Raw genomic sequence first — 26,923 nt, 5'->3', positions numbered from 1 at the left:
GAGGCTTACCCCCGATGGCCATGGGTATCTACACAACTTTGCAGACCCTGACCCATCTCCCTGTGGCCACAACAGCCCTATCTGCCGGGCATTCAGCGTCGAGCCAACGTTGTGTTGATACCTATGCCCCGATCGCGGCGGAGCAGTTATAGATAAGCTGGCTGACCCACCGCCATTGGGGGCAAGTCGAATCGTCGCGCCGCCCCTCCCACATTTTGATGTGTGGCGTGTCGGGGATGCAGCGGGGGTTACTTGGGATACAGCGGCGGCAAGCTGGTGGTATCCGTCGCCGGGTCCTGCTCGCGCTCGGCCATCGGGATGGCTTTGACCGCGCGCCACAGCTCTTCACCCAGCCAGTACTGACCGCTCTCGCTGTACAGCGCGCCATTGAGCCCGTCCAACGCATCCGACAACGGCACGAACCGCGCCGCCATGTCCGCCAACGTTTCCGGCTGTTGCCGCGCCCAGGCATCCAGCGCCTGGCGGGTGGCCTGGGGGTCGTTGGCCTGGGTCGCGCGCTTGAGGTCGTCGAGCAGGGTGCGTGGGCTCGGGCCGGTTTGCGCGGCACGCAGGACCGCCGGCTGCCAGCGGGCGCGCCACCATAGGCCGAAGCCCAGCAGGGTGGTGCAGGCGAGGATGAGTGTGCTGAGTTGCCACAGCCACAGGCGACTGTCGTCCGGTGCGGTGATGATGGTCGGCGTGGCGGGCGTATCCACCGCCAGGCTGGGGTTGTTGGCCACTTGCAAGGTGCGGGCGGGTAGGCTGGTGCGTTCTAGATGGTCCTCGTGGGTGTTCCACCACACCACTTCAACGGCAGGCAGTTCCAGGGCGCCGACCCGGTTGGGCACCAGCGCCTCGCGGTCTTCGCGACTGCCGATCAGGCCACGGTCGCTGGTCTGGTTGCCGAGCACCGGCTGGTCCGGGTAGCGGCGCAGGCCGTTGATGTCGGTGCTGGGCAGGGCTGGCAGTTGGGCGCTGGACAGCCCCTCGGCCTTGACGGTCAGGCTGCGGGTCAGGGAGTCGCCGACTTGTACATGCTCAGGCTCCGGGGCCCAGTTCTCGGTGAGGGTGAGGCTACGGGCCGGCAACCAGGGCGTATCGACGGGGTACAGCGCCGGCTTGGGCTTGACCACCAATGGCAGCGCCGCCGAACTCACGTGGATCAGTTTGCCGGGCTTGGTGCCTTGCAGCGTGTTTTCCTGGGGCGGGCGCGACTCCACCAGCGTGGCGCTGAATGTCTGCGTCGGAATCTCCAGCGGGCCACTGTGTTGCGGATAGATCGCGTAGCGGGTTTCGATCACGCCATGGCGGATGCTGTTGATGACCTTTTCATAAGTGCGCGACTCGCCCAACTGTTCGACACGGGCATCGGGGATCTGTAACGGCGTCAAGCTGCTGTCGTCGTACAGCGACACCGAGTGGTACACGCGCACGGTCAACAATGCCTGGGCCTGGACGTACACGCTGGTCTGGTCGAGGTTGGCTTCGATAAACACCGGGGCCAGCTCGGCGTTGGTGTCCTGGCTGGTGGTCTCCAGCACTTGCAGGCTGATCGGCTGGGTCGCGTACTCACCCACTTGCAGCGGCGGAATCACCACCGTGCCGTTTTCCTTGGGCAGCAGGGTAATGATCCAGCGCGTGGTCGCGTGGTTATCGCCACCCAGCGTGGTGAGTTGGTTGAGTTGGCGCGTGCCGCTGACTTCGAACTGCGCATCCAGGGGCGACAGGTCAGGCTTGCCGAACTGGGTGACATCGCTGGATTCCACCGTCAGTTCCACCGTTTCCCCGGAATTGAGGCGGTTGCGGTCGACGCTGGCGACCAGGTTCGCCGCCTGGGCGTGGCCTGCCGACAACGCGAGCAGAAGCAGAAGGGTGGTGCGGCGGCTCATCGAGTCTTGTCCTGATGCTGTTGCTGTTCGTACCAGAATTTACGTCGCAGCAGTTCGCCGGGGTTGTCCGGGATCTCCTGCAGCCATTGTTCCAGGGCCTGGCGGTGTTCACCGTCGAGGTTGGCGTCGGTGGGACGCAGCGGCGGGGTGGTGGTTTGCTCATCGCCCAATTCGCTGCCCGGTACTTCGTTACCGCCGGCTTGCGGCGGGGTGCCGGCCTGGGTGTCGCCGCTGCCGGCTTCGCCCTGGCCCTGGGACGACTGCTCGCCACCTGTGGCTTTTTGCCCAGTGGCGCCCGGTTGCGCAGTTTGGCCGGGTTGGGTGGTTTCGTCATCCTCGTTTTTTGCCGGCTGTTCAGGCTCAGGCTCGGCCTGTTCCTGGATCAGGGCTTCTAACAGGGCCTTGTTTTTCAGCGCCGGTTGCAGGTCGGGCTGGGCTTCCAGGGCTTGTTCGTAGGCGTCGATGGCCGCTTCGAGTTCACCGGACTTGGCCAGGGCGTTGCCGCGATTGTAGTGGGAATAGGCGTCATTGCCCTGGGCAAACCGCTTGATGGCCTCGGCATAGTTGCCGGCCTCGTACAGGGCGACGCCTTGCCATTGGGCATCCTCGAAATGTTCGGCGGCTTCGGCGGGGCGTTTTTTCTTCAGCAGGTATTGGCCTTGCTGGTCCGGCCGCAGCCACAAATCCTGGAATTCAAAGGCGTAGCTGGGTTGCGGCGCGCCCAACAGCAGCAGCGGTAAAAAGAACAACCAGCCGCGCCGCCCGGCGCAGGCGGCGAGCAGCAACAGTGGCAGCAGCAACCAGTAACCCTGGTCGGCCCAAGTGTCGAGGTGCAGTAACTGGCCGTCGTTGCGCAGCGCTTGCGGCGGGTCCAGCACGCCGAGCTGGCGCAGGTCTTTATCGTCCAGGCGTGCGGCGCGGTAACGGCCGCCCATTTCGCTGGCGAAGGCCTTGAGTGTCGGGCTGTCGAGGCGTGGCACGAGGATCGCGCCTTGTTCATCCTTGAGGAATTCGCCGCTTTCCTGGGTCACCGGCGTGCCTTCACGGCTGCCGATGCCGAGGATTGACAGGCTCGGCGCCTGGTTGCTTTGCAGCAGCAGGCGAATGCCCTGGCGTTCCTGTTTGGACAGCGATGAGCCGACCAGCAGCAGGCGACCCTGGCCCAGGCCGCCGTGCTTGAGCAGGTCCAGGGCTTTCTCCACGGCCAGGTCGGCGCGGTGGCCGGGCTCGGGCATGATCGAGGGGCGCAGGGCTTCGAGCAGGTTGCGGCTGGTGGCCAGGTCGTCCGACAGCGGCACCAGGGTGTGGGCGCTGCCGGCATACACGACGATGGCGGTTTGCGCATCGGTGCGCGCCTGCAACAGGTCATAGAGCTTGCGCCGTGCCTGTTCGAGGCGGTTGGGCGGGCTGTCGGTGGCGAGCATTTGCGGGGTCAGTTCGAGCAGCACCACCAACGGGTCGGAGGGTTTCTGGCTGGTTTGTTCAACCCGCTGCCAGCTGGGACCCAGCAACGCCAGCACCGCCAACAGCCAGGCGAGGCCCAGCAACACCCACGGTGATTTGCTCTCGCGCCCGTTGCCGCCGCTGAGCAGCACGGCGTGGAAGGCCGGCGGCAGGATCATCTGCCAGCGTCCGGCGCGTTTTTGCCGGTGCCACAGCTGCCACAGCAACCAGCCGAGCAGCGGCAGCAGCAACAGCCACCAGGGGCGGAACCAGTGCGGCCAGAGATCGATCATCGACGCCTCCGCAAACGCAGGCGTTTAAGGCGCTGGCGCCATTCGGGGTGCTGTTGCAGGAAGATCCCCTTGCTCGACAGTTTGTTGAACCCGCGTTGCAAGGCGTTGTTCGGCCAGCGTTCCTGGATCACCAGCAACATGCTCAGGATCAGCGCCAGGGCCAGTGGTCCGCTGTACAGCGCCTGCGCCGGGCGCGCCTGGGTGGGTTGCTGTTCGACGGGCTCAAGTTGGTCCAGGGTTTGCTTGATCGCTTCCAGCTCCTCGCCATCGCGGGCACGGAAGTACTGGCCTCCGGTGGCTTCAGCGATGGCCTTGAGCGCCGGCTCATCGAGGTCAAGGCTCGGGTTGACGCCGAGGATGCCCAGGGAGCCGGTTTGCTCAGGGTCGGCACCGATGCCGATGGGGTAGATCTTCACGCCTTCTTCGGCCGCCAGGCGCGCGGCGGTCAGCGGGTCGATCTGCCCGGCGTTATTGGCGCCATCGGTGACCAGGATCAGTACGCGGCTTTGCGCAGGCCGCTGGCGCAGGCGTTTGAGCGCCAGGCCAATGGCATCGCCAATCGCGGTGTTTTTGCCGGCAATGCCAATGCGCGCTTCATCCAGCCAGGTGCGCACGGTACGGCGGTCAAAGGTCAGCGGCGCCTGGAGGTAGGCCTGGCTGCCGAACAGGATCAAGCCCACGCGGTCGCCTTCGCGGCCTTCAAGGAAGTCACCGAGCAGGTGTTTGACCAGGTTCAGGCGGCTCACGTCTTCGTCCTGCCAGTGCATGTCGGGAAAATCCATCGAGCCGGACACGTCCACCGCCACCAGCAAGTCGCGGCCACTGGCGGCAATCGGCAGTGGCTCGCCCAGCCATTCCGGGCGCGCGGCGGCGGTCAACAGCAACAGCCACAGCACCACGAAGGGCGCCTGTTGACGCCAGCCCGGCAGGTTCACCCGCGCACGGCGGCGGGCCAGGCTTTCGAGATCGCCGAGGTAGCTGACTTTAAGGGCGGGCTCGCCGCTGTCGGCCGCCGGCAGGATCAAGCGCATCAACCAGGGCAAGGGCAACAGGACGAAGATCCACGGCCAGGCGAACTCAAACATGTTTGCGAATCCAGGTGTCGACCGCTTGGGTCAGGCCGGCGATGGCTTTGTCGTCGAGTTTGCATTCGGGTTTGTAGGCACCTTCCACCAGCACCATCCAGCGCGTGAGGCCGGCAGCCGGGCAACGGTTGTCGAGGAATGCCAGCCATTTGCGGCCATTGAGGGTGTGGCTCTGGCTGTAGGGGTAGTCGTTACGGCACAGGCGCTTGAGCAGGCCGTTGAGTTGTTGCAGCCAGGCACCGGCGGGCGCGCCGTCGTAGGGTTTGGGCATCAGCGCCAATTCGGCCAGGGCGGCGATGCGCAGTGGGTCCAGCGGTTGTTCGGCGCGCGCCAGGGGGCGTCGGGTGGGCAGCAAGCGCCGAAGTGACCATAACCCCCAACCGATCAGCGGAATCACCAGCAGCAACAGCCACCAGCCCGGCGCGGGTGGCCAGAAGCCGATGGTCGGCGGGGCGATCAGCGGTTGCAGTTGGTCGAGGCTGCTCATTGTTTTTTGGCCGGGCGTTGCGGGTTGAGGTATTCGCGCAGTTGCTCGACCATCTCACTCTGGGTGCTCAAGGGCATCAGCAATACCCGCAGTTTTTGTGCGAGCAGTTCCCAGCGGGCGATGCGCGCTTCGGCCTGGGCCTTGTAGGCTTGGCGCAAGTCGACGTTCAGCGTATCCAGTTCCAACTGCGCGCCGCGCTGCGCGAAACGCAGCAGCCCGGCGGCGGGCAGGGCGTGGTCCAGTGGGTCGGAGACTGGCAACAGCAGCAAATCGCAGTGGCGTGACAGCAGGCTCAGTTGCTGTTCGGCGCCTTCGGTGAGGGCGCGCTCGTCGCAGATCACAATCACCAGGCTGCCGGGGCGCAGCACTTCGCGACCACGGCGCAGGGCCATGCCCAGGGCGTCGGCTTCGGGGCGGCTTTCGGTGTCGAGGCTCTGGTTGACGCGCACCAGGCGGTTAAGCAGTTGCAGCAGGCTTTGTTTGCTGCGCCGGGGTTTGATTTCGTAGTGCTCGCTGTCACCGAACACCAGCCCGCCGACCCGGTCGTTATGCCCCAGGGCCGCCCACCCGATCAGGCTCGCCGCCTGGGCCGCGAGCACGGACTTGAACATCTGCCCCGAGCCGAAGAACAGTCGGCAGCTTTGCTCCACCATGATGAAAATCGGGCGTTCGCGCTCTTCGTGGAACAGCTTGGTGTGCGGCTCCTGGGTGCGCGCGGTCACGCGCCAGTCGATGGTGCGCACATCGTCGCCGGCCTGGTACACGCGCACCTGGTCGAAGTCGACGCCGCGCCCGCGCAGCTTGGAATGGTGCAGGCCGATCAGCGGGCTGCGCTGGCTGGGCGTCGAAAACAGCTGCACTTCGCGCACGCGGTGGCGCATCTCAATCAATTCGCTGAGCGTGACGCGCACACCATCGCTGGCATTCATCGACTTCAAGCGACGGCAACGACGTCGAGAATGCGTTGCACCACGCGATCCTGGTCAATCCCGGCCGCTTCGGCTTCGAACGACAGGATGATGCGATGGCGCAGCACGTCGAACAGCACGGCCTGGATGTCTTCCGGGCTGACAAAGTCGCGCCCGGCCAACCAGGCATGGGCACGCGCGCAGCGGTCGAGGGCGATGGAGCCACGTGGGCTGGCGCCGTAGGCGATCCACTCGGCCATCTCGGGATCGAACTTGGCCGGGGTGCGCGTGGCCATCACCAGTTGCACCAGGTATTCCTCCACCGCATCGGCCATGTACAGGCCGAGGATTTCCTTGCGTGCGGCGAAGATCGCCTGCTGGCTGACGCGGCGCTCGGGCTTGGTTTCGCCATTCAACGCTTCGCCACGCGCCTGTTGCAGGATGCGCCGTTCGACGGCAGCGTCGGGGAAACCGATCTTGACGTGCATCAGGAAACGGTCGAGCTGGGCCTCGGGCAGCGGGTAAGTGCCTTCCTGCTCGATGGGGTTCTGCGTGGCCATCACCAAAAACAGTGGGGACAGTTCGTAGGTGCTGCGCCCAACGCTGACCTGGCGCTCGGCCATGGCCTCCAGCAGGGCCGACTGCACCTTGGCCGGGGCGCGGTTGATCTCGTCCGCCAGCACCAGGTTGTGGAAGATCGGCCCTTGCTGGAACACGAAGCTGCCGGTTTCCGGGCGATAGATCTCGGTGCCGGTGATGTCGGCGGGCAACAGGTCGGGGGTGAACTGAATACGATGGAACTGCGCTTCGATACCTTCGGCCAGCTCTTTGATGGCCTTGGTCTTGGCCAGGCCCGGTGCGCCTTCGACCAGCATATGGCCGTCGGCGAGCAGGGCGATCAGCAGGCGATCGATAAGTTTTTCCTGGCCGAGAATCTGCGTAGAAAGAAAGGTTCGCAGCGCAAGCAGCGCTTCACGATGTTCCATCGATGACGGTTCCTGGAGAGATAAGCCTGTGCGTCATGTAACAAACGACAGTCTGGGGCAGCTACTTTAATGCATGGCGGGGGGTGGCGACTAACGGCGCGCGGGGTATTTTTAGCAAAACTTGTAGGAATTTTGTCTGGGACGCACAAATGGGGTGAGCGGACTGCACCGCTCACCCCCGTCGTTTCAAGGGCAAGGCACCCCCTGCTGCCATTCCTTGCCGAAGGCGGCAGAGTTGACGTCTGGCGGTTTGTTGAGGTTGTAGAAGTTCTGTTTGTAGATCTTGCCGCTATACGAGACCGACTCTGCGTAGGTCGAATAGATCTTTGTGGCCGACCAGGGCGCAATCCCCTCGCAATTGCCTGAGCCCGGCGCTGCTTTAACGGTGATCTGTTTATCCCGGCGCAGTACACCGCCGCGCCCGTCACTGACGGCGACACTGATCGTCGTGCGGGTGTCGCTGCTGACAGGGCTTGCGGTCACGCTGACGCTGCGGGTATTGCGGATGGCGGCGGTGAGGCCGTCTCCAAGCGTCCAGGCGTAGGTCATGGGGTCGCCATCCGGATCGCTGGCGCTGGCGATGTAGTTCACGGTTTTGCCCGATTCGACCGTCTCGTTGCCCTGCAGGTTGCCCACGGGGGGGCGGTTGGTGGGTGTGCCAGCGGTCACCGTCAGGCTGTGGCTGGTGGTTGCCGTCACGCCATGCGTGTCTGTCACCGTCAGCGTAATACTGCGTATGCCGGTGGTAGTCGGCGCAATGAACGTGCTGGATGCCTGAGGCGATGAAGACGGGTTGAAGCCATTGGCCGCCCAGGCAAAGCGCAGGCCTTGACCGCTCGACGAGACCCCCGACAACAGCACCCCCTTGCCGGCTTCGACACTGGATGGCCCGGTGATCCTGGCGACGAGTTGTCCGCCGCCGCAGGTGCCCAGGCGCAACCAGGGTTTGGCGGCGCCTGTTTCGACAAAATTCAGATCGGGTCGCGCGTTTTGCGACCAGTGCGCCACTCGGTAGTTGTAGCCGCTGTAGGACACTTTTTCGCTGACGGAGGCGTACGCTTTATTCACGACCCAGGGCGCGGCGCAGTCGCCGATCGGCGGGGTATCAGGTGCCTTGAGGATGAGGCTTTCGGTCAGGCGCAGGGTGTTCGTGCCATCGGACACATCAACGGAAATCGAGGTCGGGGTGTCCACGGGCACGACGTGTGTATTGAATTGCATGGTTTGCGACGTCCCTTCCGGAGGGCTCAAGGTGGGTGCCCACCAGAGAAAACTCAGCGGTTTCTGGGCGGGCGACTCGGCGTAGACATGGGCGCTGAAGGCCTCTCCCGATTTCACCTCCTCGGGAAGCGCAAGGCGGCCGGTGGGCGGCTGGCCGACGCCATCGGCGAGAAGTTTCTTGATGGCGGCGTCCAGGTCTGGCTGCACACCGATTTGGGTGCTATTGCCGTCGGCCTGTGGGTAGCCTGTTTCCACCAGGATCTCGCGCAGTCGCTTGGGCGCAATGTTGCCCAAACCGTGGGCCCGTGCGACACCTTGTAACGACGCCACTACCCCGGCAATGATTGGGTTGGCCGAGGAGGTGCCGCTGTACGTGTGGGTATAACCCGTGGTTGGGTTGGCGGCGCTCCAGGTGGTCGTGCTGACGGAGCCGCCCCAACTGAACAGATCCACGCGGTGACCAAATTGGGAAAACCACGCTTTCATCCCGGATTTGGGCTCAACCGCTCCGGCATAAATACTGCCGGAGTCGAATTTATGCCGATCAAACCAGCCGTTAAAGAAGGGGTGATCCAGATTGATATTGCCGTTCGCCGCGGCGAGTACGACGTGCACGCCTCTTTCTTCGGTCAGGTAGGTAATGATGTCGCGTACCGGCCGGCTGTACTCAAGGGGCATAAAACAGTCGAAAGCGCACCCTACCCCGGGAATTGTCGCGTACCCGAAGTGCACCCCTAATTGCACCACATCGCCCGCCCTGAGGTGCTCGGCCGTTTGCATCAACCGTTCAGTGCCATATTGCATATAGCCCAGTTGTGCGGAAGGTACGATGCCGGTGGTGCCAAACCCATTCGCCTTTGAACTGATAGTGCCGACGCTGGCAGTGTCATGGTTGCCGGGTATGGCACTGTCGCTGACTTCCAGAAAAGGTTTGGGCAAGTCCACATGATCATAGGACCAATGATCAATCTCCGAAGAGATCACCCGCATATTCTCGCCCTTGCCACCGGGCACTTTCCACGCTTGTACGGCATTTACACCGCCGATTTTGTAGGGCGCTACGGCTTGCGGCCCAAACAGATAATTCTGGCGTTGGGTGTAGTCCGGAATACTGTTGCGCGGGCTTTGCTCGACGGGTTCGGCCTTGTCGTTGTGCATGCCGTCCACTCTCGGTTCAAAGTCGACGTCTTCTATGGCGGGGTCTTGCTTGAGTTGCGCGGCCAATGCTTGAGCCTGTTCGGGAGCCAGGTGGCGCGTATCGATGATGTAGTAGCGGTCCAGCCGATGCCGTTGCAGGGCTTGAACATTCTCTTGCGTGCGGGCCATGGTGGGGGGCACCAGCGGCTTGATGTTGGGCACGCGGTGTTGGAACGTGCTTGAGGGGTCGATATTGTCCTGAAAGTTTCGCGATCTGGATCCGTCGTCCTTGATCAGCAGGATCAAGTGTGAATAGTCCCTGTCGGCCACGGGTGCCGACAGCACTGATGAAGCGGTGGCCAATAGGCCAATAGCCAGAAGCTTGCTGATGAGTTTCATCGAAGACACCCGTGCAGTCACTGTGACTTCGATCAGCTAAGGCGCAAAACATCGGTACCGATACTGTTAGAAATAACAGTAGCGACAAACGGTTCCAGGTTCGGTCGTGTCCGCGCCCGCAGCTATTCAGGCACGTATGTAGACGCCCGTGCCCTTGAGGATGTTTTGCAGGGTTTCTTCCACTTCTGACAGATCTGCCGGTGCCGTGGCGTGGCTGATTTGCAGATGGTCCTTGCCACCCAGGGCATCGGCATCACCGGCGGCCAGTTCCACCCGCAGGGTTGTATCACTCAGGGTGACTTTCAGCCCGTCCAGGGTCGACGGTTCGTAGTCCCAGGTCAGCTCCACTTCGTCTTCGTCGGGGTAGCGGGTGAGCATGAACATCTCGCCGTTCTTGCCGTGGCAGCAAAGCATGGCCATGTTGTCTTCTTCTTCGTCGCACGGGGTGGCCATCAATGCGTCGGTTTTCAGTTGCAGCATGGGAAATCCTGTCTGGGGTAGGGCGTTACGTAGGCAATTGTGCCATTGCGGCGAATTTTGTGCTGCATCCTGTGTCAGACCCAACGCATGACCTGGCGGGCAATACCAGTCATTTTTGGTACTCGTGGCGTGGGAAATAGTCGGTTTTTCTACCGAAAATTCCGGGTTGCACAAGTCGCAACCGCAACCCTGCGTACCGATGACCGAATATGTCGCAGCATCGCAAGCAGCTGTCTTCCTACACTCGTTAAGCTGCGCAACGGATGAGCCCTGTGTCGAGCGTCTGACCTGCCCGTCGTACCGTCACCCGGCAAGGTGCGCATCTTATGGAAGTTGTATGTGACCTGACTGTCTTGTCCAGCTTCACCCACCTGTCACTCTGATTCGTTTATGGTGCTTAACTCGTTACCTGCGAACAGAGTTGACGGTCTCCCCGCAAGGGGATAACACGCGACGCTTCCATCAATAACAAGCCCAAGCGGAGTACCACAGATGGCGTTCTTCACCGCAGCCAGCAAGGCCGACTTCCAGCATCAACTGCAAGCGGCACTGGCGCAGCACATCAGTGAACAGGCACTGCCACAAGTGGCGCTGTTCGCTGAACAATTCTTCGGCATCATTTCCCTCGATGAACTGACCCAGCGTCGCCTGTCCGACCTGGCCGGTTGCACCCTGTCTGCCTGGCGCCTGCTTGAGCGCTTTGATCACACCCAACCGCAAGTGCGGGTCTACAACCCCGATTATGAGCGTCATGGCTGGCAATCGACCCACACTGCGGTCGAAGTGCTGCACCATGACCTGCCATTCCTGGTGGACTCGGTACGCACCGAGCTGAACCGCCGTGGCTACAGCATCCATACCCTGCAAACCACCGTGCTCAGTGTGCGTCGTGGCAGCAAGGGCGAGTTGCTGGAAATCCTGCCCAAAGGCACCCAGGCCGAAGGCATCCAGCAAGAATCGCTGATGTACCTGGAAATCGACCGCTGCGCCAATGCCGCCGAACTGAACGTGCTGAGCAAAGAGCTTGAGCAGGTACTGGGCGAAGTGCGCGTGGCCGTGGCCGATTTCGAACCGATGAAGGCCAAGGTCCAGGAGCTGCTGGACGGTATCGACGCCAGCCCGTTCGGCATCGACGGCGAAGAGAAAGCCGAGATCAAGAACTTCCTGGAATGGCTGGTGGGCAACCACTTCACCTTCCTTGGCTATGAAGAATTCGTGGTACGTGACGAGGCGGACGGCGGTCATATCGAATATGACGCCAGCTCGTTCCTCGGTCTGACCAAACTGCTGCGCGCCGGCCTGACCGCCGACGACCTGCGCATCGAAGACTACGCCGTGGCGTACCTGCGCGAGCCGACCGTGCTGTCGTTCGCCAAGGCCGCGCACCCAAGCCGCGTACACCGCCCGGCTTACCCGGACTACGTGTCGATCCGCCAGATCGATGCCGACGGCAAGGTGATCAAGGAATGCCGCTTCATGGGCCTCTACACCTCTTCGGTGTACGGCGAAAGCGTGCGCGTCATCCCTTATATCCGTCGCAAGGTCGCGGAGATAGAACGCCGTTCGGGCTTCCAGGCCAAGGCTCACCTGGGCAAGGAGCTTGCTCAAGTCGTTGAAGTGCTGCCCCGTGACGACCTGTTCCAGACCCCGGTCGACGAGCTGTTCAGCACCGTGATGTCGATCGTGCAGATCCAGGAGCGCAACAAGATCCGCGTGTTCCTGCGCAAAGACCCGTACGGTCGTTTCTGCTACTGCCTGGCCTACGTGCCGCGTGACATCTATTCCACCGAAGTGCGCCAGAAAATCCAGCAAGTGCTGATGGATCGCCTGAAGGCCTCGGACTGCGAATTCTGGACCTTCTTCTCCGAATCGGTGCTAGCGCGCGTGCAACTGATTCTGCGGGTCGACCCGAAGAACCGCCTGGACATCGACACACTGCAACTGGAAAAAGAAGTGGTGCAGGCCTGCCGCAGCTGGCAGGACGACTACTCCAGCCTCGTTGTGGAAAGCTTTGGCGAAGCCCACGGCACCAATGTGCTGGCCGACTTTCCGAAAGGCTTCCCGGCCGGCTACCGCGAGCGTTTCGCTGCGCACTCGGCCGTGGTCGATATGCAGCACCTGCTCAGCCTCACCGAAGCCAACCCGCTGGTGATGAGCTTCTATCAGCCGCTGGGCCAGGTTTCCGGCCAGCGCGAGCTGCATTGCAAGCTCTACCACGCGGATACCCCGCTGGCGCTGTCCGACGTGCTGCCGATCCTGGAAAACCTTGGCCTGCGCGTGCTCGGTGAGTTCCCGTACCGCCTGCGCCATGCCAACGGCCGCGAGTTCTGGATCCACGATTTTGCGTTCATCGCCGCCGAAGGCGTGAACCTGGACATCCAGCAGCTCAACGACACCCTGCAGGACGCGTTCGTGCACATCGTGCATGGCGATGCCGAGAACGATGCGTTCAACCGCTTGGTACTCACCGCCGGCCTGCCATGGCGCGACGTCGCGCTGCTGCGTGCCTACGCCCGTTACCTGAAACAAATCCGCCTGGGCTTCGACCTCGGCTACATCGCCAGCACCCTGAACAACCACACCGACATCGCCCGCGAGTTGACCCGGTTGTTCAAGACCCGCTTTTACCTGGCGCGCAAGCTCACCGCCGATGACCTGGAAGACAAGCAGCAACGCCTGGAACAAGCGATCCTCACGGCGCTGGACGACGTCCAGGTGCTCAACGAAGACCGCATCCTGCGTCGCTACCTGGACTTGATCAAGGCCACCCTGCGCACCAACTTCTACCAGACCGACGCCAACGGCCAGAACAAGTCGTACTTCAGCTTCAAGTTCGACCCGCGCGCGATCCCTGAGCTGCCCAAGCCGGTGCCGAAGTTTGAAATCTTCGTCTACTCGCCGCGTGTCGAAGGCGTGCACCTGCGCTTTGGCAACGTTGCCCGTGGCGGCCTGCGCTGGTCCGACCGTGAAGAAGACTTCCGGACCGAAGTGCTCGGCCTGGTAAAAGCCCAGCAAGTGAAGAACTCGGTGATCGTGCCGGTGGGCGCCAAGGGCGGCTTCCTGCCGCGTCGCCTGCCACTGGGTGGCAGCCGTGACGAGATTGCGGCCGAGGGCATCGCCTGCTACCGCATCTTCATTTCCGGCTTGCTGGACATCACCGACAACCTCAAGGACGGCGCCCTGGTGCCGCCGGCCAATGTCGTGCGCCATGACGACGATGACCCGTACCTGGTAGTCGCTGCGGACAAGGGCACTGCGACCTTCTCCGACATCGCCAACGGCATCGCCATCGACTACGGCTTCTGGCTGGGCGATGCGTTCGCCTCCGGCGGTTCCGCCGGTTACGACCACAAGAAAATGGGCATCACCGCCAAGGGCGCGTGGGTCGGTGTGCAGCGTCACTTCCGTGAGCGCGGCATCAACGTGCAGGAAGACAGCATCACTGTGGTGGGCGTCGGCGATATGGCCGGTGACGTGTTCGGTAACGGCCTGTTGATGTCCGATAAGCTGCAACTGGTCGCGGCCTTCAATCACCTGCATATCTTCATCGACCCGAACCCGAACCCGGCCACCAGCTTCGTCGAGCGCCAGCGCATGTTCGAGCTGCCGCGTTCGGCCTGGACCGACTACGACACCAGCATCATGTCCGAAGGCGGCGGTATCTTCTCGCGCAGCGCGAAGAGCATTGCCATCTCGCCACAGATGAAAGAACGCTTCGATATCAAGGCCGACAAGCTGACCCCGACCGAACTGCTGAACGCCTTGCTCAAGGCGCCGGTGGACCTGTTGTGGAACGGCGGTATCGGTACCTACGTCAAGGCCAGCACTGAAAGCCATGCCGATGTAGGCGACAAGGCCAACGACGCGCTGCGTGTCAACGGCAACGAGCTGCGCTGCAAAGTGGTGGGCGAGGGCGGTAACCTCGGCATGACCCAGCTGGGTCGTGTGGAGTTCGGCCTCAATGGCGGCGGTTCCAACACCGACTTCATCGACAACGCCGGTGGTGTGGACTGCTCCGACCACGAAGTGAACATCAAGATCCTGCTCAACGAAGTGGTGCAGGCCGGTGACATGACCGACAAGCAACGCAACCAGTTGCTGGCGAGCATGACCGACGAAGTCGGCAGCCTGGTGTTGGGCAACAACTACAAGCAGACCCAGGCCCTGTCCCTGGCTGCGCGCCGTGCCTACGAGCGTGCCGCCGAGTACAAACGCCTGATGAGCGACCTGGAAGGCCGTGGCAAGCTGGACCGCGCCATCGAGTACCTGCCGACCGAGGAGCAGCTCACCGAGCGCGCCGCGACCGGCAAGGGCCTGACCCGTCCGGAGCTGTCGGTGCTGATCTCCTACAGCAAGATCGACCTCAAGGAAGCGCTGCTCAAGTCGCAGGTACCGGATGACGAATACCTCACCCGTGACATGGAGACCGCGTTCCCACCGAGCCTGGTCGCCAAGTTCGGCGAGGCCATGCGTCGCCACCGCCTGAAGCGCGAGATCGTCAGCACCCAGATCGCCAACGACCTGGTCAACCACATGGGCATCACCTTCGTTCAGCGACTCAAGGAGTCGACGGGCATGAGCCCGGCGAACGTGGCCGGTGCTTATGTGATCGTGCGTGACATCTTCCACCTCCCGCATTGGTTCCGCCAGATTGAAGCCCTGGACCACCAGGTCTCCGCTGACGTGCAATTGCAGTTGATGGATGAGCTGATGCGCCTGGGCCGTCGCGCCACGCGCTGGTTCCTGCGCAGCCGTCGCAACGAGCAGGACGCTGGCCGTGACACCGCACATTTCGGTCCGCACCTGGCCGCGTTGGGCCTCAAGCTCGACGAACTGCTGGAAGGTCCGACCCGCGAAGGCTGGCAGACCCGCTACCAGGCCTACACCGAAGCCGGCGTGCCGGAGTTGTTGGCGCGCATGGTTGCAGGCACTACCCACCTGTACACCTTGCTGCCGATCATCGAAGCCGCCGACGTCACCGGGCATGACGCCGCCGAAGTGGCCAAGGCCTACTTCGCCGTCGGCAGCGCCCTGGATTTGCCGTGGTACCTGCAGCAGATCAGCGATCTGCCCGTGGCCAACAACTGGCAGGCCCAGGCGCGCGAAGCGTTCCGCGACGATGTGGACTGGCAGCAACGGGCGATCACCATTTCCGTCCTGCAAATGGCCGACGCGCCGCAAGACATGGAAGCCCGCGTGGCCTTGTGGCTTGAGCAGCACAAGGACATGGCCGATCGTTGGGTCGCAATGATGGTGGAAATCCGTGCTGCGGTCGGCACGGACTACGCCATGTACGCGGTGGCCAACCGTGAGTTGCTGGACCTGGCGTTGAGTGGACAGTCGGTGCTGCAACCGGCTTGATGCCTTGGTAAAACGAAAGCCCCCACATTGTGAGATGCGGGGGCTTTTTTGTGTGCGTTGAATTCCTGTAGGAGCCGGCTTGCCGGCGATGAAGCCCTTAGCCTTTCGGCGAACCCACCGGCATCATCAATGGTAAGCCAGCTCCTACAGGGTGACCGAGTGTTCTCACGCGCTGGCAGCACCCAGGCAAGGCTGGATGGCTTTTTTCAACCCACTATTGTTTGCTGGTAATGAGAACGTTGCAGTCAATGGCTTGCCACCCTCTTTCGCGGGCGCCAGTGAGAGTGTCAGTGTTTGCCCGCGCGAGGCATCGCTGGCCCAGTAGGCTAATTCATTTCGCGGGACAAAGGTGCTGAGCGCAAAGATCGTATCTATCTGGAAAGCCCCACCGTCATTCCAGACGCCATTTACCGAGTGATCGACGGCGGTGCGTCGTCCTGTCGTGATACTCAGTGGCCCATTGGCGCTGGCATCCTTGCCTTCAAATGGATCGATGTCAAAGCCCAGCGATTGCGGGCTGATTTCCAGCGTCAGGTGGGCTTCTGGGTTCTGTGGGTGACAGCTGATCGCAAGGTTGGCCTTCCCGTGGTAATCGCCGTAAGCACTCCCTCCAAAAGTACGTGCGGTCAGCATCGGGCCGTCTGCGTAGGGTCGTTCAAGCAGCCAGATAGGATGCGCTGGAGTGATGATATGAGTCTCGGCAACTGACTCGGCAGATACCTGTGCACTGGTAATAAAAAGGGCTGCGAACAGTGTAAAGACGGTGGCTTGCATAGATGTATTCATCCGCGTGTAAAGCTTTTTGGAAAAAGGGCCGTGGTCTGTAACGAACTCGGCACTGAATGAATTTTGCAGTTCAGTGCCAATCGGAATTGTCGGCCATTTCGCAAATTGCCTTGGTTATCGCAGATAGTCAGCGTGTGCTCTTTCGCGCATCGCCACTGAGTAGCTTGGCTTCCAGGTGATCCAGGTGTTGCGTCATCAGGCTTACCGCGCCGTTCCCGTCGCGCTGTTCGACCGCATCGACAATCGCTGCATGCTCCTGCCACGCACAGTACGTGCAGGCTTGCGCTTCAAACTGGGCAATGATCAGCGACGTCAACGGCACCAGGCTGTTGAGAAACTGCGCCAACGGCGCATTACCTGCCATCGCCGCCAATTGCAGGTGAAACTCCCCGGACAATCGAATCGCCGGCCCACGCTGGTTGCGTTCTATACAGTCGCGTTCCCGTGCTATCAGCTCGCGCAACTGGCGTATCTGCGCGGATGTTGCCTGGGCGCAGGCCAATTGGACCACCGTGATCTCGGTCATGCGCCGTGCTTCCAGAATCTGCCGCGCCTGCTGGGCATCCGGCGCCGCCACCTGGGCCCTCTGGTTGGGGCGCAGAATGACCACTTGCTGGTGGGACAGCTTGGCCAGCACCCGACGGATCACGCTGCGACTCACGCCAAAGCTTTCGCCCAGGCCTTCTTCGGTAAAGCGGCTGGACGGGGCGATGCGTTGCTCGAGGATGGCGTCGAACAACCGTGGATAGATGTCATCCACCGAAGGTTTTTTGCCGGCCACCAGGCGCAGGGTGGGCAGGAAGGGGTCGTATTGCAGGGCGTGAGCGGTCATGGCCGGTCTCCAAAAAATCAACTGCCCAGGTGGTCGTCCGGGATGTTCAAGTGAATGCCCATGCGCAGGCCTTCCTGGAGGATATGCCGACGCATCTCGGCGCTGGCCAGGGCGCTGTTCTTGTTGCGGATGGCGCGTACCACCGCTTCATTTTCCTGTAAGCGCTCCGCCAGGTGCTCGGGGGAGTTGCGCAGCACCTGGGCGCTTTGCTTGAGGGCGTTGCTGGTTTGCTGCACCACGTTCTGGAAGATCGGGTTGGAGGTGAGCGCGAACAGTTCTTCATGAAAGTCGAGGTAGGCGTTCATGCCGGCTTCGGCGTCCCCGGCATCCAGGGCTTCGCGCATGTCCATCAGGGTCAGGCGCAATTGGCCGACTTCCTTGCTGCTGATGGACTGGGCTACCAGGCCGACGATGAAGGGTTCGAGGGTGTAGCGCAGTTGCAGGATGTCTTCGAGGCTGGCGTCGGCCACGGCGTCGGATGATTGCGGTTCGCTGATGCTGGTTTCGAGCACGACCACGCCTTTGCCGGGCATGGAGCGCACCAGGCCGAGGGTTTCGAGCACGATCACCGCTTCACGCAGGCTGGGGCGGCTGATGCCCATCTGTTCGGCCAGTTCGCGCTGGCCGGGCAACATTTCGCCGCGGCGCCACTGGCCTCGTGCCAGGGCGGCGCGGAGTTTTTCTACGACTGAATTGACGACGGTTGAGGTGCTGATCACGTCGATACTTCCTTAATGTTGCTAATACAGTCATGTGGGAGGGTTGCCCGCGATGGCGGTGGATCAGTTACAGATATATCAACTGACCGTCCTCATCGGGGGCAAGCCCCCTCCCACATTAGCCAGGGTTGCCCATGAGACAGCGTTAGAACTCCTGATGCGCCGGCAGTACCGGCTTCTTGGCCTGGAAGGCATAGCCTTGCTGGCCGTCCAGCACTTTGTTGGCGCGCTGTATATCGATGTCTTTTTCCCAACGGGCGATGGCTACGGTGGCGACGCAGTTGCCGATCAGGTTGGTCAATGCGCGACCGATGCCCATGAACCAGTCCACCGCCAACACCAGCACCAAGCCGACTACCGGAATTGCCGGGATGGCCGTAAGCGTTGCCGCCAGGATCACCAGCGCGGACCCCGGAATCCCGTGGGCGCCCTTGGAGGTGATCAGCGACACCAGCAGGATGGTCAGCAAGTCGGTCATCGACAGTGGCGTGCCGGTGGCGTTGGCGATAAACACGATGGCCAGGGTCAGGTAGATCGAGAAACCGTCGAGGTTGAAGGAGTACCCGGTCGGAATCACCAGGCCCACGGTGGAGCTGCCAATGCCCAGGTGTTCGAGTTTGCGCATGACCTGCGGCAGCACGGCGTCGGAGGAAGCGGTGCCCATCACGATCAGCAGTTCTTCGCGCAGGTACTTGAGCAACGGCAGCATGCGCAGGCCCGACAGGCGCATCACCAGGCCGAGGATCAGCGCGACAAATGCAAAGCAGGTCAGGTAGAACAGGCCCACCAGGCTGCCCAAGTGTTGCAGGGAGTCCAGCCCGTAGGTGCTGGTGGTGAAGGCGATTGCACCAAACACGCCGATCGGCGCCAGGCGCACGATCATGCCCATGATGCGAAAGATCACATGGCTCAGTTCATTGATCAGCCGAGTGATGCCCGACGCCGCTTCGCCCACCAGGTTCAACGCGCTGCCGAACAGCACCGAAAACAGCAGCACTTGCAGGACGTTGTTGTCGGCAAAGGCGCCGATCACCGAGTTGGGGATCAGGTCCATCAGGAACTGGCTGGTGCCCTTGATGTGTTGGCCCTTGTCGGCCAGTTCATTGAGACCGGCGGAGGACAGTTGTTCCAGGTGAATATTGGCGCCGGTGCCGATCCCGGTGCTGAAGGCCATGATCAGGCCGATCACCAGGGCGATGGTGGTGAGCACTTCAAAGTAGATCACCGACTTGAGGCCGATGCGCCCGACCTTCTTCAAGTCGCCGGCACCGGAAATACCACTGACCACTACGCAGAACACGATTAGGCCGATCAGCATCTTGATCAGCTTGATAAAGCCGTCACCCAGGGGTTTGAGTTGCGAGGAGAATTCGGGAAGGGCCAGGCCGCAGACGATGCCGAGCATCAGGCCAATCACGACTTGCAGGAAAATCGAACGCGAGCACCATCTGAGCATGGGAGGGATCTCTATTCGGTGCCCTGGTGGTTCCAGGGCTTAATTGTTGTGGTCATACCGGTAAGTCCAGTGCGTCGCCAGTCTAGGCCAGGTATTTTTGAAATAACAAGTCATTCTTCGTCGGTTGACAGGTCCCGGTCTGACCAGTTGGTCGCGAAGGTTGATGCTTGAGCGGTTGGCGGGGCGCAATTTTTTTCGCTTATCATCCGCCGCCAGGCACATGAGGTGATGGATGGACAAACCAGGACTGACCACCGACGAAGCAGGGCAGACCCACTGCACCTGGCGCACGGCCGCGCCGGAATACCCCCGTTATCACGATCACGAGTGGGGCGTGCCGGTGGCGGATGATGTTCAGCTGTACGAAAAAATTTGCCTGGAAGGCTTCCAGGCGGGCATGGCCTGGATCACCATCCTGCGCAAGCGCGAGCAGTTCAGGGCGGCGTTCGACGGCTTTGATTTTCGCCGCGTGGCGCAGTACGGCGAGGCGGACGTCGCGCGGTTGATGCAGGACCCGGGCATCGTGCGTAATCGGGCGAAGGTTGTGTCCACCATCAACAATGCGCGCCGGGCGTGTGAGCTGGTGGCTGAGACCGGCTCGCTGGCGCAGTGGTTGTGGGCGTTCGAACCCGGCCCTGAAGAGCGCCCGGCAGCGGTGGACCTGGCTTACTGGACGGGCAATCCCACTTCACCGGCCTCGGTGCGGTTATCCAAAGCCTTGAAGAAACGTGGCTGGACGTTCGTGGGGCCGACCACGATGTATGCGTTGATGCAGGCGATGGGGATGGTCAATGATCACCTTGAAGGGTGTGCATGCCGCCCAAAGATTGAAGCGCTGCGCCGCATATTCAAACGCCCATAGCCGCTGACCCAACGCAGTTAAAACTGTGGGAGGGGGGCAGCCCCCGGCCGCATTTTTGATTGGGGGGGCGGCTGATTATTGTGGAAGAGGGGTCAGTACCTGTTCGTGGTTGTACAGGGGCTCGTGGGCAACGGCGCTGAGGCTCGGGAGCGACCAATGACCAATCCGCTGGCCCCCCCTTAGCCAATCTGCTGGAGAATATCGCGCACCTTGTCCAGCGCCGGGTCTATGTCGAGGGTCTCGATGGCCCCAAACCCGATGATCAGGCCCGGGCGCACCGGCGTGTCGTGGAAGAACACGTCCAGCGGGTACAGGCCGACTTCCACCTGGCGCGCCAATTCCATCAGCAGCGGGATATTCACCGGTACTTTGCACAACGCTGCCATATGGAACCCGGCCACGGTGGGCACCGCTTCGAACCACGGCGACAGGTCTGCCGCCAGGCGCTGCAAAATGCGCTCGCGGCGCCCGGCGTACACGGTGTGGCAGCGGCGAATATGCTTGAGCAAATAGCCTTCGCTGATGAACTTGGCCAGCGCCCATTGCGGTAACGTGGAGCTGTGCTGGTCGGTCAATTGCTTGGCCTTGAGCACCGCGCCGTAAATCGCCGGTGGCAGCACCGCATAGCCCAGGCGCAGCTCGGGCAGCAGGGTTTTGGAGAAGGTGCCGACGTAGGTGACCACGCCACGGCTGTCCATGCTTTGCAGGGAATCGGTGGGGCGGCCTTCGTAGCGGAACTCGCTGTCGTAGTCGTCCTCGATGATGATCGCGCCCAGCGCGAAGGCGCGCGCCAGCAGTGCTTCTCGACGTGGCAGGCTCATGGGCATGCCGAGGGGGAACTGGTGGGAGGGCGTGACGTAGATCAGCCGTGCGCCATCGGGGATCAGATCGACCTGGATGCCTTGCTCATCGACGGGAACACCGATGACCAAGGCCCCCATCGCCGTGAACAAGTGGCGCGCGGGGCTGTAGCCGGGGTCTTCCATGGCGACGATGCTGCCGGGTTCCAGCACCACACGGGCGATGAGATCCAAGGCCTGTTGCGCGCCGTTGGTGACCACGATGTCGCTGTCGCGGCATTTGACCCCACGGGAAAACGCGATATGCCCGGCGATGGCACTGCGCAGTGCCGCCAACCCTTCGGGCTGGCTGTAGAACCCGCTGTTCTGGGCGATGCGCCGCAGCGCGTCCTGGGTGCAGCGCCGCCATTCATCCTGGGGGAACTGGTTGCGGCTGGTGGCGCCGCCGATAAATTCGTAGCGCAACGTGGTGTCGCGTGTGGGGTGGTGCATGGGCGAGGGCAGCGCCTGCCATTTCGCCAGGTTGGCGGCGCAGGCCAGGTCGGTGGCGGTTTGCACGCGATTCGGCTGTGGCGCCCACGCGTTGACGAAAGTGCCACGGCCAATCTTGCCCACCAGCAGGCCTTCATAGGTCAACGTGGCGTAGGTGTCGGACACGGTCTTGCGCGATACGCCCAGTTGCTCGGCCAGCAGGCGGCTGGGTGGCAGTTGCGCGCCCGCCGAGAGGCGCCCGGTGGCGATGGCTTCGCGCAACTGCTGATACAGCTGGGCAGCCAGGTCCTTGCGCCCGTTGATGACGATGTGGAGTTCCATGTTGCATCCTGAGACAGATCGATCTGCGTCAAGGTTACGCGTAAATCGATCTGTAGAAACCCAGGTGCACTCAGGACAGGAAGCCGCCATCCACATTCAGCGACACACCGGTGGTGTAGCTCGACGCATCGCTGGCCAGGTACAGCACCGCACCGGCCATCTCGCTCGGGTCGGCGACGCGCTTGAGTGGGATCTGCGCCAGGGCCATTTTCAGGATCGCATCGTTTTTCACCAGCGCCGAGGCGAACTTGGTGTCGGTCAGGCCCGGCAGCAGGGCGTTACAGCGGATGCCGAACTCGGCGCATTCCTTGGCAAACACCTTGGTCATGTTGATCACGGCGGCCTTGGTCACCGAGTAGATGCCCTGGAACACCCCCGGCGATATGCCGTTGATCGACGCCACGTTGATGATGCTGCCGCCGCCGTTCTCACGCATCAGCTTGCCGGCTTCCACCGACATGAAGAAGTAGCCGCGAATGTTCACGTCAACGGTCTTCTGGAAGGCGCCGAGGTCGGTGTCCAGTACGTTGCAGAACTGCGGGTTGGTCGCGGCATTGTTGACCAGGATGTCCAGGCGGCCGAACTGCTCGCGAATCCCGGCGAACACCTGGGTGATCTGCTCCATTTCACCGATATGGCAGGCAACCGCCGTGGCCTTGCCGCCGTCGGCGATGATGGCATCCGCCACGTGCTGGCAGCCTTCGAGCTTGCGGCTCGAGACGATCACATGGGCGCCTTGCTGGGCCAGTAACTTGGCGATGGCTTCGCCGATGCCACGGCTGGCGCCGGACACAAAAGCAATCTTGCCGTCGAGGTCGAACAGGTGGGTCTTGGACATTAGCGATTCCTTAGAGGGCTGATTTACCGATGACATTCAGGCTCATCTGCTCCAGCAGCTTGTTCATTTGGATGAACTGCGCAAAGCGTTTGTCCTGGGTCTGGCCGTGGAAGAAGCGGTAGTAGATCTGCTGCACGATGCCGGCCAGGCGGAACAGGCCGTAGGTGTAGTAGAAGTCGAAATTGTCGATCTGGATCCCGGCACGTTCGGCGTAGTAGTCGACGAACTCGCGGCGGGTGAGCATGCCGGGGGCATTGCTCGGCTGGCGGCGCATCAGTTGCACCGGCGCCGGGTCGCCGGCTTCGATCCAGTAGGCGAGGGTGTTGCCCAGGTCCATCAACGGGTCGCCGAGGGTGGTCAGTTCCCAGTCAAGCACGCCGATAATCTGCATCGGGTTGTGCGGGTCGAGGATCACGTTATCGAAGCGGTAGTCGTTGTGCACGATGCTCGACGTAGGGTGGTCGGCGGGCATTTTGTCGTTGAGCCAGGCGCGGACGGCCTCCCATTTGGGGGCATCGGGAGTCAGGGCTTTTTCATAGCGATCGCTCCAGCCTCCGATCTGGCGTGCCACATAACCTTCAGGCTTGCCCAGGTCGGCCAGGCCGCAGGCCCTGTAGTCGACCTGGTGCAGTTCGACGAACTTGTCGATAAAGCTTTTGCACAGTGCCTCGGTCTGGGTCGCGTCCAGGCCCAGCTCGGTCGGCAGGTCGGAGCGCAGGATAATGCCGTTGACCCGTTCCATCACATAGAATTCAGCGCCGATCACCGACGCGTCGGTGCAGTGTACATAGGCCTTGGGGCAGTACGGGAAGCCGTCCTTGAGTTGGTTGAGAATGCGGTATTCGCGGCCCATGTCGTGGGCGGACTTGGCTTTGTGGCCAAAGGGCGGGCGGCGCAGCACGAATTCCTGGCCGGGGTATTCCAGCAGGTAGGTGAGGTTGGATGCGCCACCGGGGAACTGGCTGATCGTGGGGGTGCCGCTCAGGCCCGGGATATGGGCCTTGAGGTAGGGATCGATCAGGTTGGCATCAAGTTCTTCGCCTGGGCGAATCTGGGTCGATTGGTCGTTAAGCGCCATGCTTATCCCTTCTGCTTATTCTAAAGGCGTCGGACTATTTCCTAATCTAATGCGCGCAGCCGCCCAGCGACAAGGTCGGGGCGGCTTAATAGGTTAGCGTGTTGAAGGGTGATCAGCGTGCCTGATTGGTCATTTTACGGGCGGGGGCAAGGCGACCGGCGTGAGCACCGGACGGCCGGCAAAGTACTCCACCAGGTTGTCGGCCACCCGCTGCACGGTGTCGTGGGCGGCTTCCGGTGACAGGCCGGCGACGTGGGAGGTGAGCACGGTATTACTCAGGCGCTTGAGGGCGTCCGGCACCTTGGGTTCATCGTCGAACACGTCCAGCGCGGCGCCACCGATACGGCGTTGCTCAAGGGCGGCGACCAGGTCGTCGGTGACCACCACGCTGCCACGGCCGATATTCACCAGGTAACCGTTCGGGCCGAGGGCGTCCAGGGCGTGGCGGTCGATCAAGTGGCGAGTGCCGGCGCCGCCGGGGGTGGCCAGGATCAGGAAGTCCGAGGCGCGCGCCAGTTCCACGGCGGTGGCGCAGTAGGTGTAGTCCACGTCATCGCGGGGCTGGCGGTTGTGATAGCTCACTTCCATGCCAAAGCCGAGGGCCGCGCGCTTGGCGATCTCGAGGCCCACGGCACCCAGCCCGAGGATGCCCAGTTGCTTGCCGCCCAGGGACGGGCGCATCACCTTGGGCCATTCGTTGCGTCGCACCGCAGCGTCCGTCTGGGGAATGCCGCGCACCAGCGACAGCAGCAGTGCCATGGCGTGGTCGGCCACCGACGGCGCATTCACCCCGGCGCCATTGGTGACGACGATCCCGCGATTGCTCGCTGCCTGCAGGTCCACGTGCTCATAGCCGGCGCCGATCACACAGATGATCTCCAGCAGTGGCAGGGCGGCGATTTCTTCGGCATACAGCCCCAGCGGGCCACGGGTGAGCACGGCCTTGATCTGCCCGCCATGGGTTTTGATGGCCTGGGCGCGCTCGGAGGGCGTGGGTGCCAGAATCACATGAAAGTCATTGCTCTCGATGATCGGCAGGTAATCGTTGATGGTTTCAACCAGGACCAAAACGGTTGCGGGCATGAGGCGGCTCTTCCTAAGGGGCAGGATGGAAGAGAGAGTATGCGACATTTCCCGTGATGGTGGCGTGAGGGGCGTCAAGGCGCGGTGAGAGGGCGATGAATCCATTGCATGGATCCATCGCCCAGGTGAATCACTGATCTTTAGCCAATCCGCGGCATGGGGATCATGGTATCGCGAGGTTTGGGCGCGGCAGAATATTCATTACCGTTGAACGCGAAGGTCTTGGCCTGCTCTGGCTTGGTCTTATCTTTTGCAGCGATTTGATCGTTGCCGTAGGAAGGATCGCTATTGCCCAAATGGCTGGCGTTGAACAGGTTCATGTATAAGGTCATCATGGTTGAATCTCCAGATTTTGTGATAAGGCGTCCTCTGGGTGGGCGGTTGGGGATTTTTCGTTCCTGACTTAAATGAATTGTCGTCAATTGGATTTACCTGCTCCCTACAACCACTATTGGGCATCCACACGTCCCGCCGGCAGCGGTCGTGGTGGTGCGGGTAGGCGAAGGGCTGTCAACTGGCAATAGGAAGTTTCATACAGCCTAAGGGCAATGAGCTGGATTCTGGAATTGAGAGCGTATCGGAACGTCGCGTCCCCGCCAGGGGCGGGGCGCTGGAGGCGTAGGACCTGACTACTGTGTCGTCTGTCGAGCCTTGTTTTGCTCTGCTTGTGCTATTGGCATGAAATTGTACGTTGGAAAGAATTCCGTGGTGTAGACACCCCATGCGGTATTTTCGATTGCGAGGTTGACTTCTGCCAGGCGCGACGCCGGCAGGCGCAGCACGACAACCTGTCCGATGCCCATGGTTATGTTCCAGCTGACGACCTCCACACCGGCAGGCGGGAATACCTTGTGAAACTCCTGCTTGGCCAGTTGTTGTTTCAACTCGCCCAGTGGTCGCGATTGATCGTGTTTAAGAAATACGGTCAACATGACGGTGTCGTCCGGCGTGGCGGCAGCGTTTTTGGCGACAGGTGCTGCTGTGTTTTGTGCAGTCACCACGCCGGGTAACAGGGTCGCGGCCAGTAATACAGGCATTAACAGTTTGCGCATATTCATTATCAGGTACCTTGCTTGTTATTGGACTTTATTAATAAACATGAATGTTCAATCAGTGCGACATGGCTGTTTTCATGGGGCCGGTGTAGGGCGCGTGCACCACATAAATTCGAACGGGCGGGTTAGTGCTGACCATATCGCGCGGCACTTCGCGAGAATAGGTGAACTCGCTGTTGTCGAGTTTCTCGAGCCTTCTGACAATGGACCTGTTCGGCCCGACGTCAGGCACCAGGATGTGGGTCTTTTTGTCGCCGGTGACCAGGAAATAACCTCCGCCACCATCGGCGTATTTCGAGCGGCCTGTATCGGTGTAGAAGAACTCATAGCGATTGCGCTGCGGGTCCCACATCGATAGGCCTACCACACCGGGGTAACTGGCCTTGACGTCCTTGTCCGGCTCGCCTTCGATATAGACTTTGGTGGTCAGCCATTGAGGTGAAGAGGCCAGTGCAAAAACGTCCGGTTCAAGTGCCGCGGGTTTGGCGTAACTTTCGGACGAATTGAAGAGCCCCGTGATTAATAAACCGGCAAAAACAATAGTGAGTCTGCGCATTTTCGAATCCTTGTGGTTTTATATAAGTGTGCTGTTTTTCGGATGTTGCGGGGTGATGTTAGTTTGCAGTTTGGCGGTTGCTCAATGGCAATGTAAGGTTGTGTAACAATTGCACGGGTGTTGTGGTTAGAATTTAATTTAAATGCAATCGAAGTCCGATTTTGCTGTAGGTAACTTCTCTAAAAAGTAATGATCAGAAACTTGGCCGAACTCATTAATGCAACTTGGCCGTCGTTCGAGAAACCAGTGACAACTCCCCCGAAACCACTGCCCAGGGCCGCGTTTGAGCGTCTGCACCGCATAACCGTTCCTCAGCTAAGTCTTTGCTTATTCAAGAGAATCCCGGACAATCGCGC

The 26,923-nt window shown here is 61.5% G+C and carries 21 protein-coding genes; 2 read left to right on the top strand and 19 right to left on the bottom strand.

The window, feature by feature from the left end; translation table 11 throughout:
• Window positions 1-248: 248 nt before the first annotated feature.
• From FIV39_RS22310 to FIV39_RS22275, 8 genes are all read right to left on the bottom strand, one after another.
• Complete coding sequence (locus FIV39_RS22310) at window positions 249-1,889, bottom strand: BatD family protein (protein ID WP_090403465.1); 1,641 nt, start codon at window positions 1,887-1,889, stop codon at window positions 249-251.
• A complete protein-coding gene (locus FIV39_RS22305; protein WP_090403467.1) occupies window positions 1,886-3,625 on the bottom strand; it encodes a tetratricopeptide repeat protein in 1,740 nt (579 codons plus the stop codon). The genes FIV39_RS22310 and FIV39_RS22305 overlap by 4 nt, the downstream gene beginning before the upstream one ends.
• A complete protein-coding gene (locus tag FIV39_RS22300) occupies window positions 3,622-4,710 on the bottom strand; it encodes a vWA domain-containing protein (protein WP_090403469.1) in 1,089 nt (362 codons plus the stop codon). Before FIV39_RS22300 ends, FIV39_RS22305 begins: the two co-directional genes overlap by 4 nt.
• On the bottom strand, window positions 4,703-5,197 hold the full coding sequence (locus tag FIV39_RS22295) for a DUF4381 domain-containing protein (RefSeq protein ID WP_090403471.1): 495 nt from the start codon (window positions 5,195-5,197) through the stop codon (window positions 4,703-4,705). Before FIV39_RS22295 ends, FIV39_RS22300 begins: the two co-directional genes overlap by 8 nt.
• A complete protein-coding gene (locus FIV39_RS22290; protein WP_090403473.1) occupies window positions 5,194-6,126 on the bottom strand; it encodes a DUF58 domain-containing protein in 933 nt (310 codons plus the stop codon). The genes FIV39_RS22295 and FIV39_RS22290 overlap by 4 nt, the downstream gene beginning before the upstream one ends.
• 5 nt (window positions 6,127-6,131) lie before the next feature.
• A complete protein-coding gene (locus tag FIV39_RS22285; RefSeq protein ID WP_017739127.1) occupies window positions 6,132-7,091 on the bottom strand; it encodes an AAA family ATPase in 960 nt (319 codons plus the stop codon).
• Window positions 7,092-7,277: 186 nt separating this feature from the next.
• Entirely contained in the window at window positions 7,278-9,848 is a 2,571-nt protein-coding gene (locus tag FIV39_RS22280) for a PKD domain-containing protein (protein WP_090403475.1), read from the bottom strand.
• A 126-nt stretch (window positions 9,849-9,974) separates the two neighbouring features.
• The gene (locus tag FIV39_RS22275) at window positions 9,975-10,328 is read right to left on the bottom strand and encodes a hypothetical protein (protein ID WP_090403477.1); all 354 of its coding nucleotides are present in this window, start codon (window positions 10,326-10,328) and stop codon (window positions 9,975-9,977) included.
• 492 nt (window positions 10,329-10,820) lie between these two features.
• Here FIV39_RS22275 and FIV39_RS22270 point away from each other — a divergent pair, with 492 nt between their 5' ends.
• A complete protein-coding gene (locus tag FIV39_RS22270) occupies window positions 10,821-15,689 on the top strand; it encodes an NAD-glutamate dehydrogenase (protein ID WP_090403479.1) in 4,869 nt (1,622 codons plus the stop codon).
• 165 nt (window positions 15,690-15,854) lie between these two features.
• On the opposite strand, the gene FIV39_RS22265 is transcribed toward FIV39_RS22270, so the two are convergent.
• The 4 genes from FIV39_RS22265 to FIV39_RS22250 all read right to left on the bottom strand — a co-directional run bounded on the left by FIV39_RS22265 (window position 15,855) and on the right by FIV39_RS22250 (window position 19,497).
• The gene (locus FIV39_RS22265; RefSeq protein ID WP_090403481.1) at window positions 15,855-16,463 is read right to left on the bottom strand and encodes a hypothetical protein; all 609 of its coding nucleotides are present in this window, start codon (window positions 16,461-16,463) and stop codon (window positions 15,855-15,857) included.
• A 139-nt stretch (window positions 16,464-16,602) separates the two neighbouring features.
• The gene (locus FIV39_RS22260) at window positions 16,603-17,307 is read right to left on the bottom strand and encodes a GntR family transcriptional regulator (RefSeq protein ID WP_090403483.1); all 705 of its coding nucleotides are present in this window, start codon (window positions 17,305-17,307) and stop codon (window positions 16,603-16,605) included.
• A 17-nt stretch (window positions 17,308-17,324) separates the two neighbouring features.
• The gene (locus FIV39_RS22255; protein WP_090403485.1) at window positions 17,325-18,026 is read right to left on the bottom strand and encodes a FadR/GntR family transcriptional regulator; all 702 of its coding nucleotides are present in this window, start codon (window positions 18,024-18,026) and stop codon (window positions 17,325-17,327) included.
• A 145-nt stretch (window positions 18,027-18,171) separates the two neighbouring features.
• Entirely contained in the window at window positions 18,172-19,497 is a 1,326-nt protein-coding gene (locus FIV39_RS22250) for a C4-dicarboxylate transporter DctA (RefSeq protein ID WP_186731549.1), read from the bottom strand.
• Window positions 19,498-19,714: 217 nt separating this feature from the next.
• Here FIV39_RS22250 and FIV39_RS22245 point away from each other — a divergent pair, with 217 nt between their 5' ends.
• Window positions 19,715-20,344, top strand: coding sequence for a DNA-3-methyladenine glycosylase I (locus FIV39_RS22245; RefSeq protein WP_090403489.1), 630 nt, complete (start codon window positions 19,715-19,717; stop codon window positions 20,342-20,344).
• Between the two features lie 179 nt (window positions 20,345-20,523).
• Here FIV39_RS22245 and pdxR read toward each other — a convergent pair whose 3' ends face one another.
• From pdxR to FIV39_RS22210, 7 genes are all read right to left on the bottom strand, one after another.
• Entirely contained in the window at window positions 20,524-21,957 is a 1,434-nt protein-coding gene (gene pdxR, locus FIV39_RS22240; RefSeq protein WP_090403491.1) for a MocR-like pyridoxine biosynthesis transcription factor PdxR, read from the bottom strand.
• Between the two features lie 70 nt (window positions 21,958-22,027).
• Complete coding sequence (locus FIV39_RS22235; RefSeq protein ID WP_024075896.1) at window positions 22,028-22,795, bottom strand: SDR family oxidoreductase; 768 nt, start codon at window positions 22,793-22,795, stop codon at window positions 22,028-22,030.
• Window positions 22,796-22,805: 10 nt separating this feature from the next.
• On the bottom strand, window positions 22,806-23,873 hold the full coding sequence (locus FIV39_RS22230) for a phosphotransferase family protein (protein WP_090403493.1): 1,068 nt from the start codon (window positions 23,871-23,873) through the stop codon (window positions 22,806-22,808).
• A 129-nt stretch (window positions 23,874-24,002) separates the two neighbouring features.
• Window positions 24,003-24,956 (bottom strand): 2-hydroxyacid dehydrogenase, encoded by a 954-nt coding sequence (locus tag FIV39_RS22225; RefSeq protein WP_090403495.1) that lies wholly within the window; start codon window positions 24,954-24,956, stop codon window positions 24,003-24,005.
• A 140-nt stretch (window positions 24,957-25,096) separates the two neighbouring features.
• Window positions 25,097-25,291, bottom strand: coding sequence for a hypothetical protein (locus tag FIV39_RS22220; protein WP_090403497.1), 195 nt, complete (start codon window positions 25,289-25,291; stop codon window positions 25,097-25,099).
• A 294-nt stretch (window positions 25,292-25,585) separates the two neighbouring features.
• Window positions 25,586-25,993, bottom strand: a complete 408-nt coding sequence (locus FIV39_RS22215) for a hypothetical protein (RefSeq protein WP_090409935.1) — start codon at window positions 25,991-25,993, stop codon at window positions 25,586-25,588.
• A gap of 73 nt (window positions 25,994-26,066) precedes the next feature.
• Window positions 26,067-26,567, bottom strand: a complete 501-nt coding sequence (locus FIV39_RS22210) for a DUF4822 domain-containing protein (RefSeq protein WP_090403498.1) — start codon at window positions 26,565-26,567, stop codon at window positions 26,067-26,069.
• Between the last annotated feature and the right edge of the window lie 356 nt (window positions 26,568-26,923).

This window comes from Pseudomonas grimontii (assembly GCF_007858185.1).
Lineage (GTDB): Bacteria > Pseudomonadota > Gammaproteobacteria > Pseudomonadales > Pseudomonadaceae > Aquipseudomonas > Aquipseudomonas grimontii.
This window is presented reverse-complemented; position numbering and strand designations above follow the sequence as displayed.

What these genes read in the sequence shown, in the direction of transcription:
- FIV39_RS22310 (WP_090403465.1), bottom strand. Translation starts at nt 1,889, where the DNA reads ATGAGCCGCCGCACCACCCTTCTGCTTCTGCTCGCGTTGTCGGCAGGC.
- FIV39_RS22305 (WP_090403467.1), bottom strand. Translation starts at nt 3,625, where the DNA reads ATGATCGATCTCTGGCCGCACTGGTTCCGCCCCTGGTGGCTGTTGCTG.
- FIV39_RS22300 (WP_090403469.1), bottom strand. Translation starts at nt 4,710, where the DNA reads ATGTTTGAGTTCGCCTGGCCGTGGATCTTCGTCCTGTTGCCCTTGCCC.
- FIV39_RS22295 (WP_090403471.1), bottom strand. Translation starts at nt 5,197, where the DNA reads ATGAGCAGCCTCGACCAACTGCAACCGCTGATCGCCCCGCCGACCATC.
- FIV39_RS22290 (WP_090403473.1), bottom strand. Translation starts at nt 6,126, where the DNA reads ATGAATGCCAGCGATGGTGTGCGCGTCACGCTCAGCGAATTGATTGAG.
- FIV39_RS22285 (WP_017739127.1), bottom strand. Translation starts at nt 7,091, where the DNA reads ATGGAACATCGTGAAGCGCTGCTTGCGCTGCGAACCTTTCTTTCTACG.
- FIV39_RS22280 (WP_090403475.1), bottom strand. Translation starts at nt 9,848, where the DNA reads ATGAAACTCATCAGCAAGCTTCTGGCTATTGGCCTATTGGCCACCGCT.
- FIV39_RS22275 (WP_090403477.1), bottom strand. Translation starts at nt 10,328, where the DNA reads ATGCTGCAACTGAAAACCGACGCATTGATGGCCACCCCGTGCGACGAA.
- FIV39_RS22270 (WP_090403479.1), top strand. Translation starts at nt 10,821, where the DNA reads ATGGCGTTCTTCACCGCAGCCAGCAAGGCCGACTTCCAGCATCAACTG.
- FIV39_RS22265 (WP_090403481.1), bottom strand. Translation starts at nt 16,463, where the DNA reads ATGCAAGCCACCGTCTTTACACTGTTCGCAGCCCTTTTTATTACCAGT.
- FIV39_RS22260 (WP_090403483.1), bottom strand. Translation starts at nt 17,307, where the DNA reads ATGACCGCTCACGCCCTGCAATACGACCCCTTCCTGCCCACCCTGCGC.
- FIV39_RS22245 (WP_090403489.1), top strand. Translation starts at nt 19,715, where the DNA reads ATGGACAAACCAGGACTGACCACCGACGAAGCAGGGCAGACCCACTGC.
- pdxR (WP_090403491.1), bottom strand. Translation starts at nt 21,957, where the DNA reads ATGGAACTCCACATCGTCATCAACGGGCGCAAGGACCTGGCTGCCCAG.
- FIV39_RS22235 (WP_024075896.1), bottom strand. Translation starts at nt 22,795, where the DNA reads ATGTCCAAGACCCACCTGTTCGACCTCGACGGCAAGATTGCTTTTGTG.
- FIV39_RS22230 (WP_090403493.1), bottom strand. Translation starts at nt 23,873, where the DNA reads ATGGCGCTTAACGACCAATCGACCCAGATTCGCCCAGGCGAAGAACTT.
- FIV39_RS22225 (WP_090403495.1), bottom strand. Translation starts at nt 24,956, where the DNA reads ATGCCCGCAACCGTTTTGGTCCTGGTTGAAACCATCAACGATTACCTG.
- FIV39_RS22220 (WP_090403497.1), bottom strand. Translation starts at nt 25,291, where the DNA reads ATGATGACCTTATACATGAACCTGTTCAACGCCAGCCATTTGGGCAAT.
- FIV39_RS22215 (WP_090409935.1), bottom strand. Translation starts at nt 25,993, where the DNA reads ATGCCTGTATTACTGGCCGCGACCCTGTTACCCGGCGTGGTGACTGCA.
- FIV39_RS22210 (WP_090403498.1), bottom strand. Translation starts at nt 26,567, where the DNA reads ATGCGCAGACTCACTATTGTTTTTGCCGGTTTATTAATCACGGGGCTC.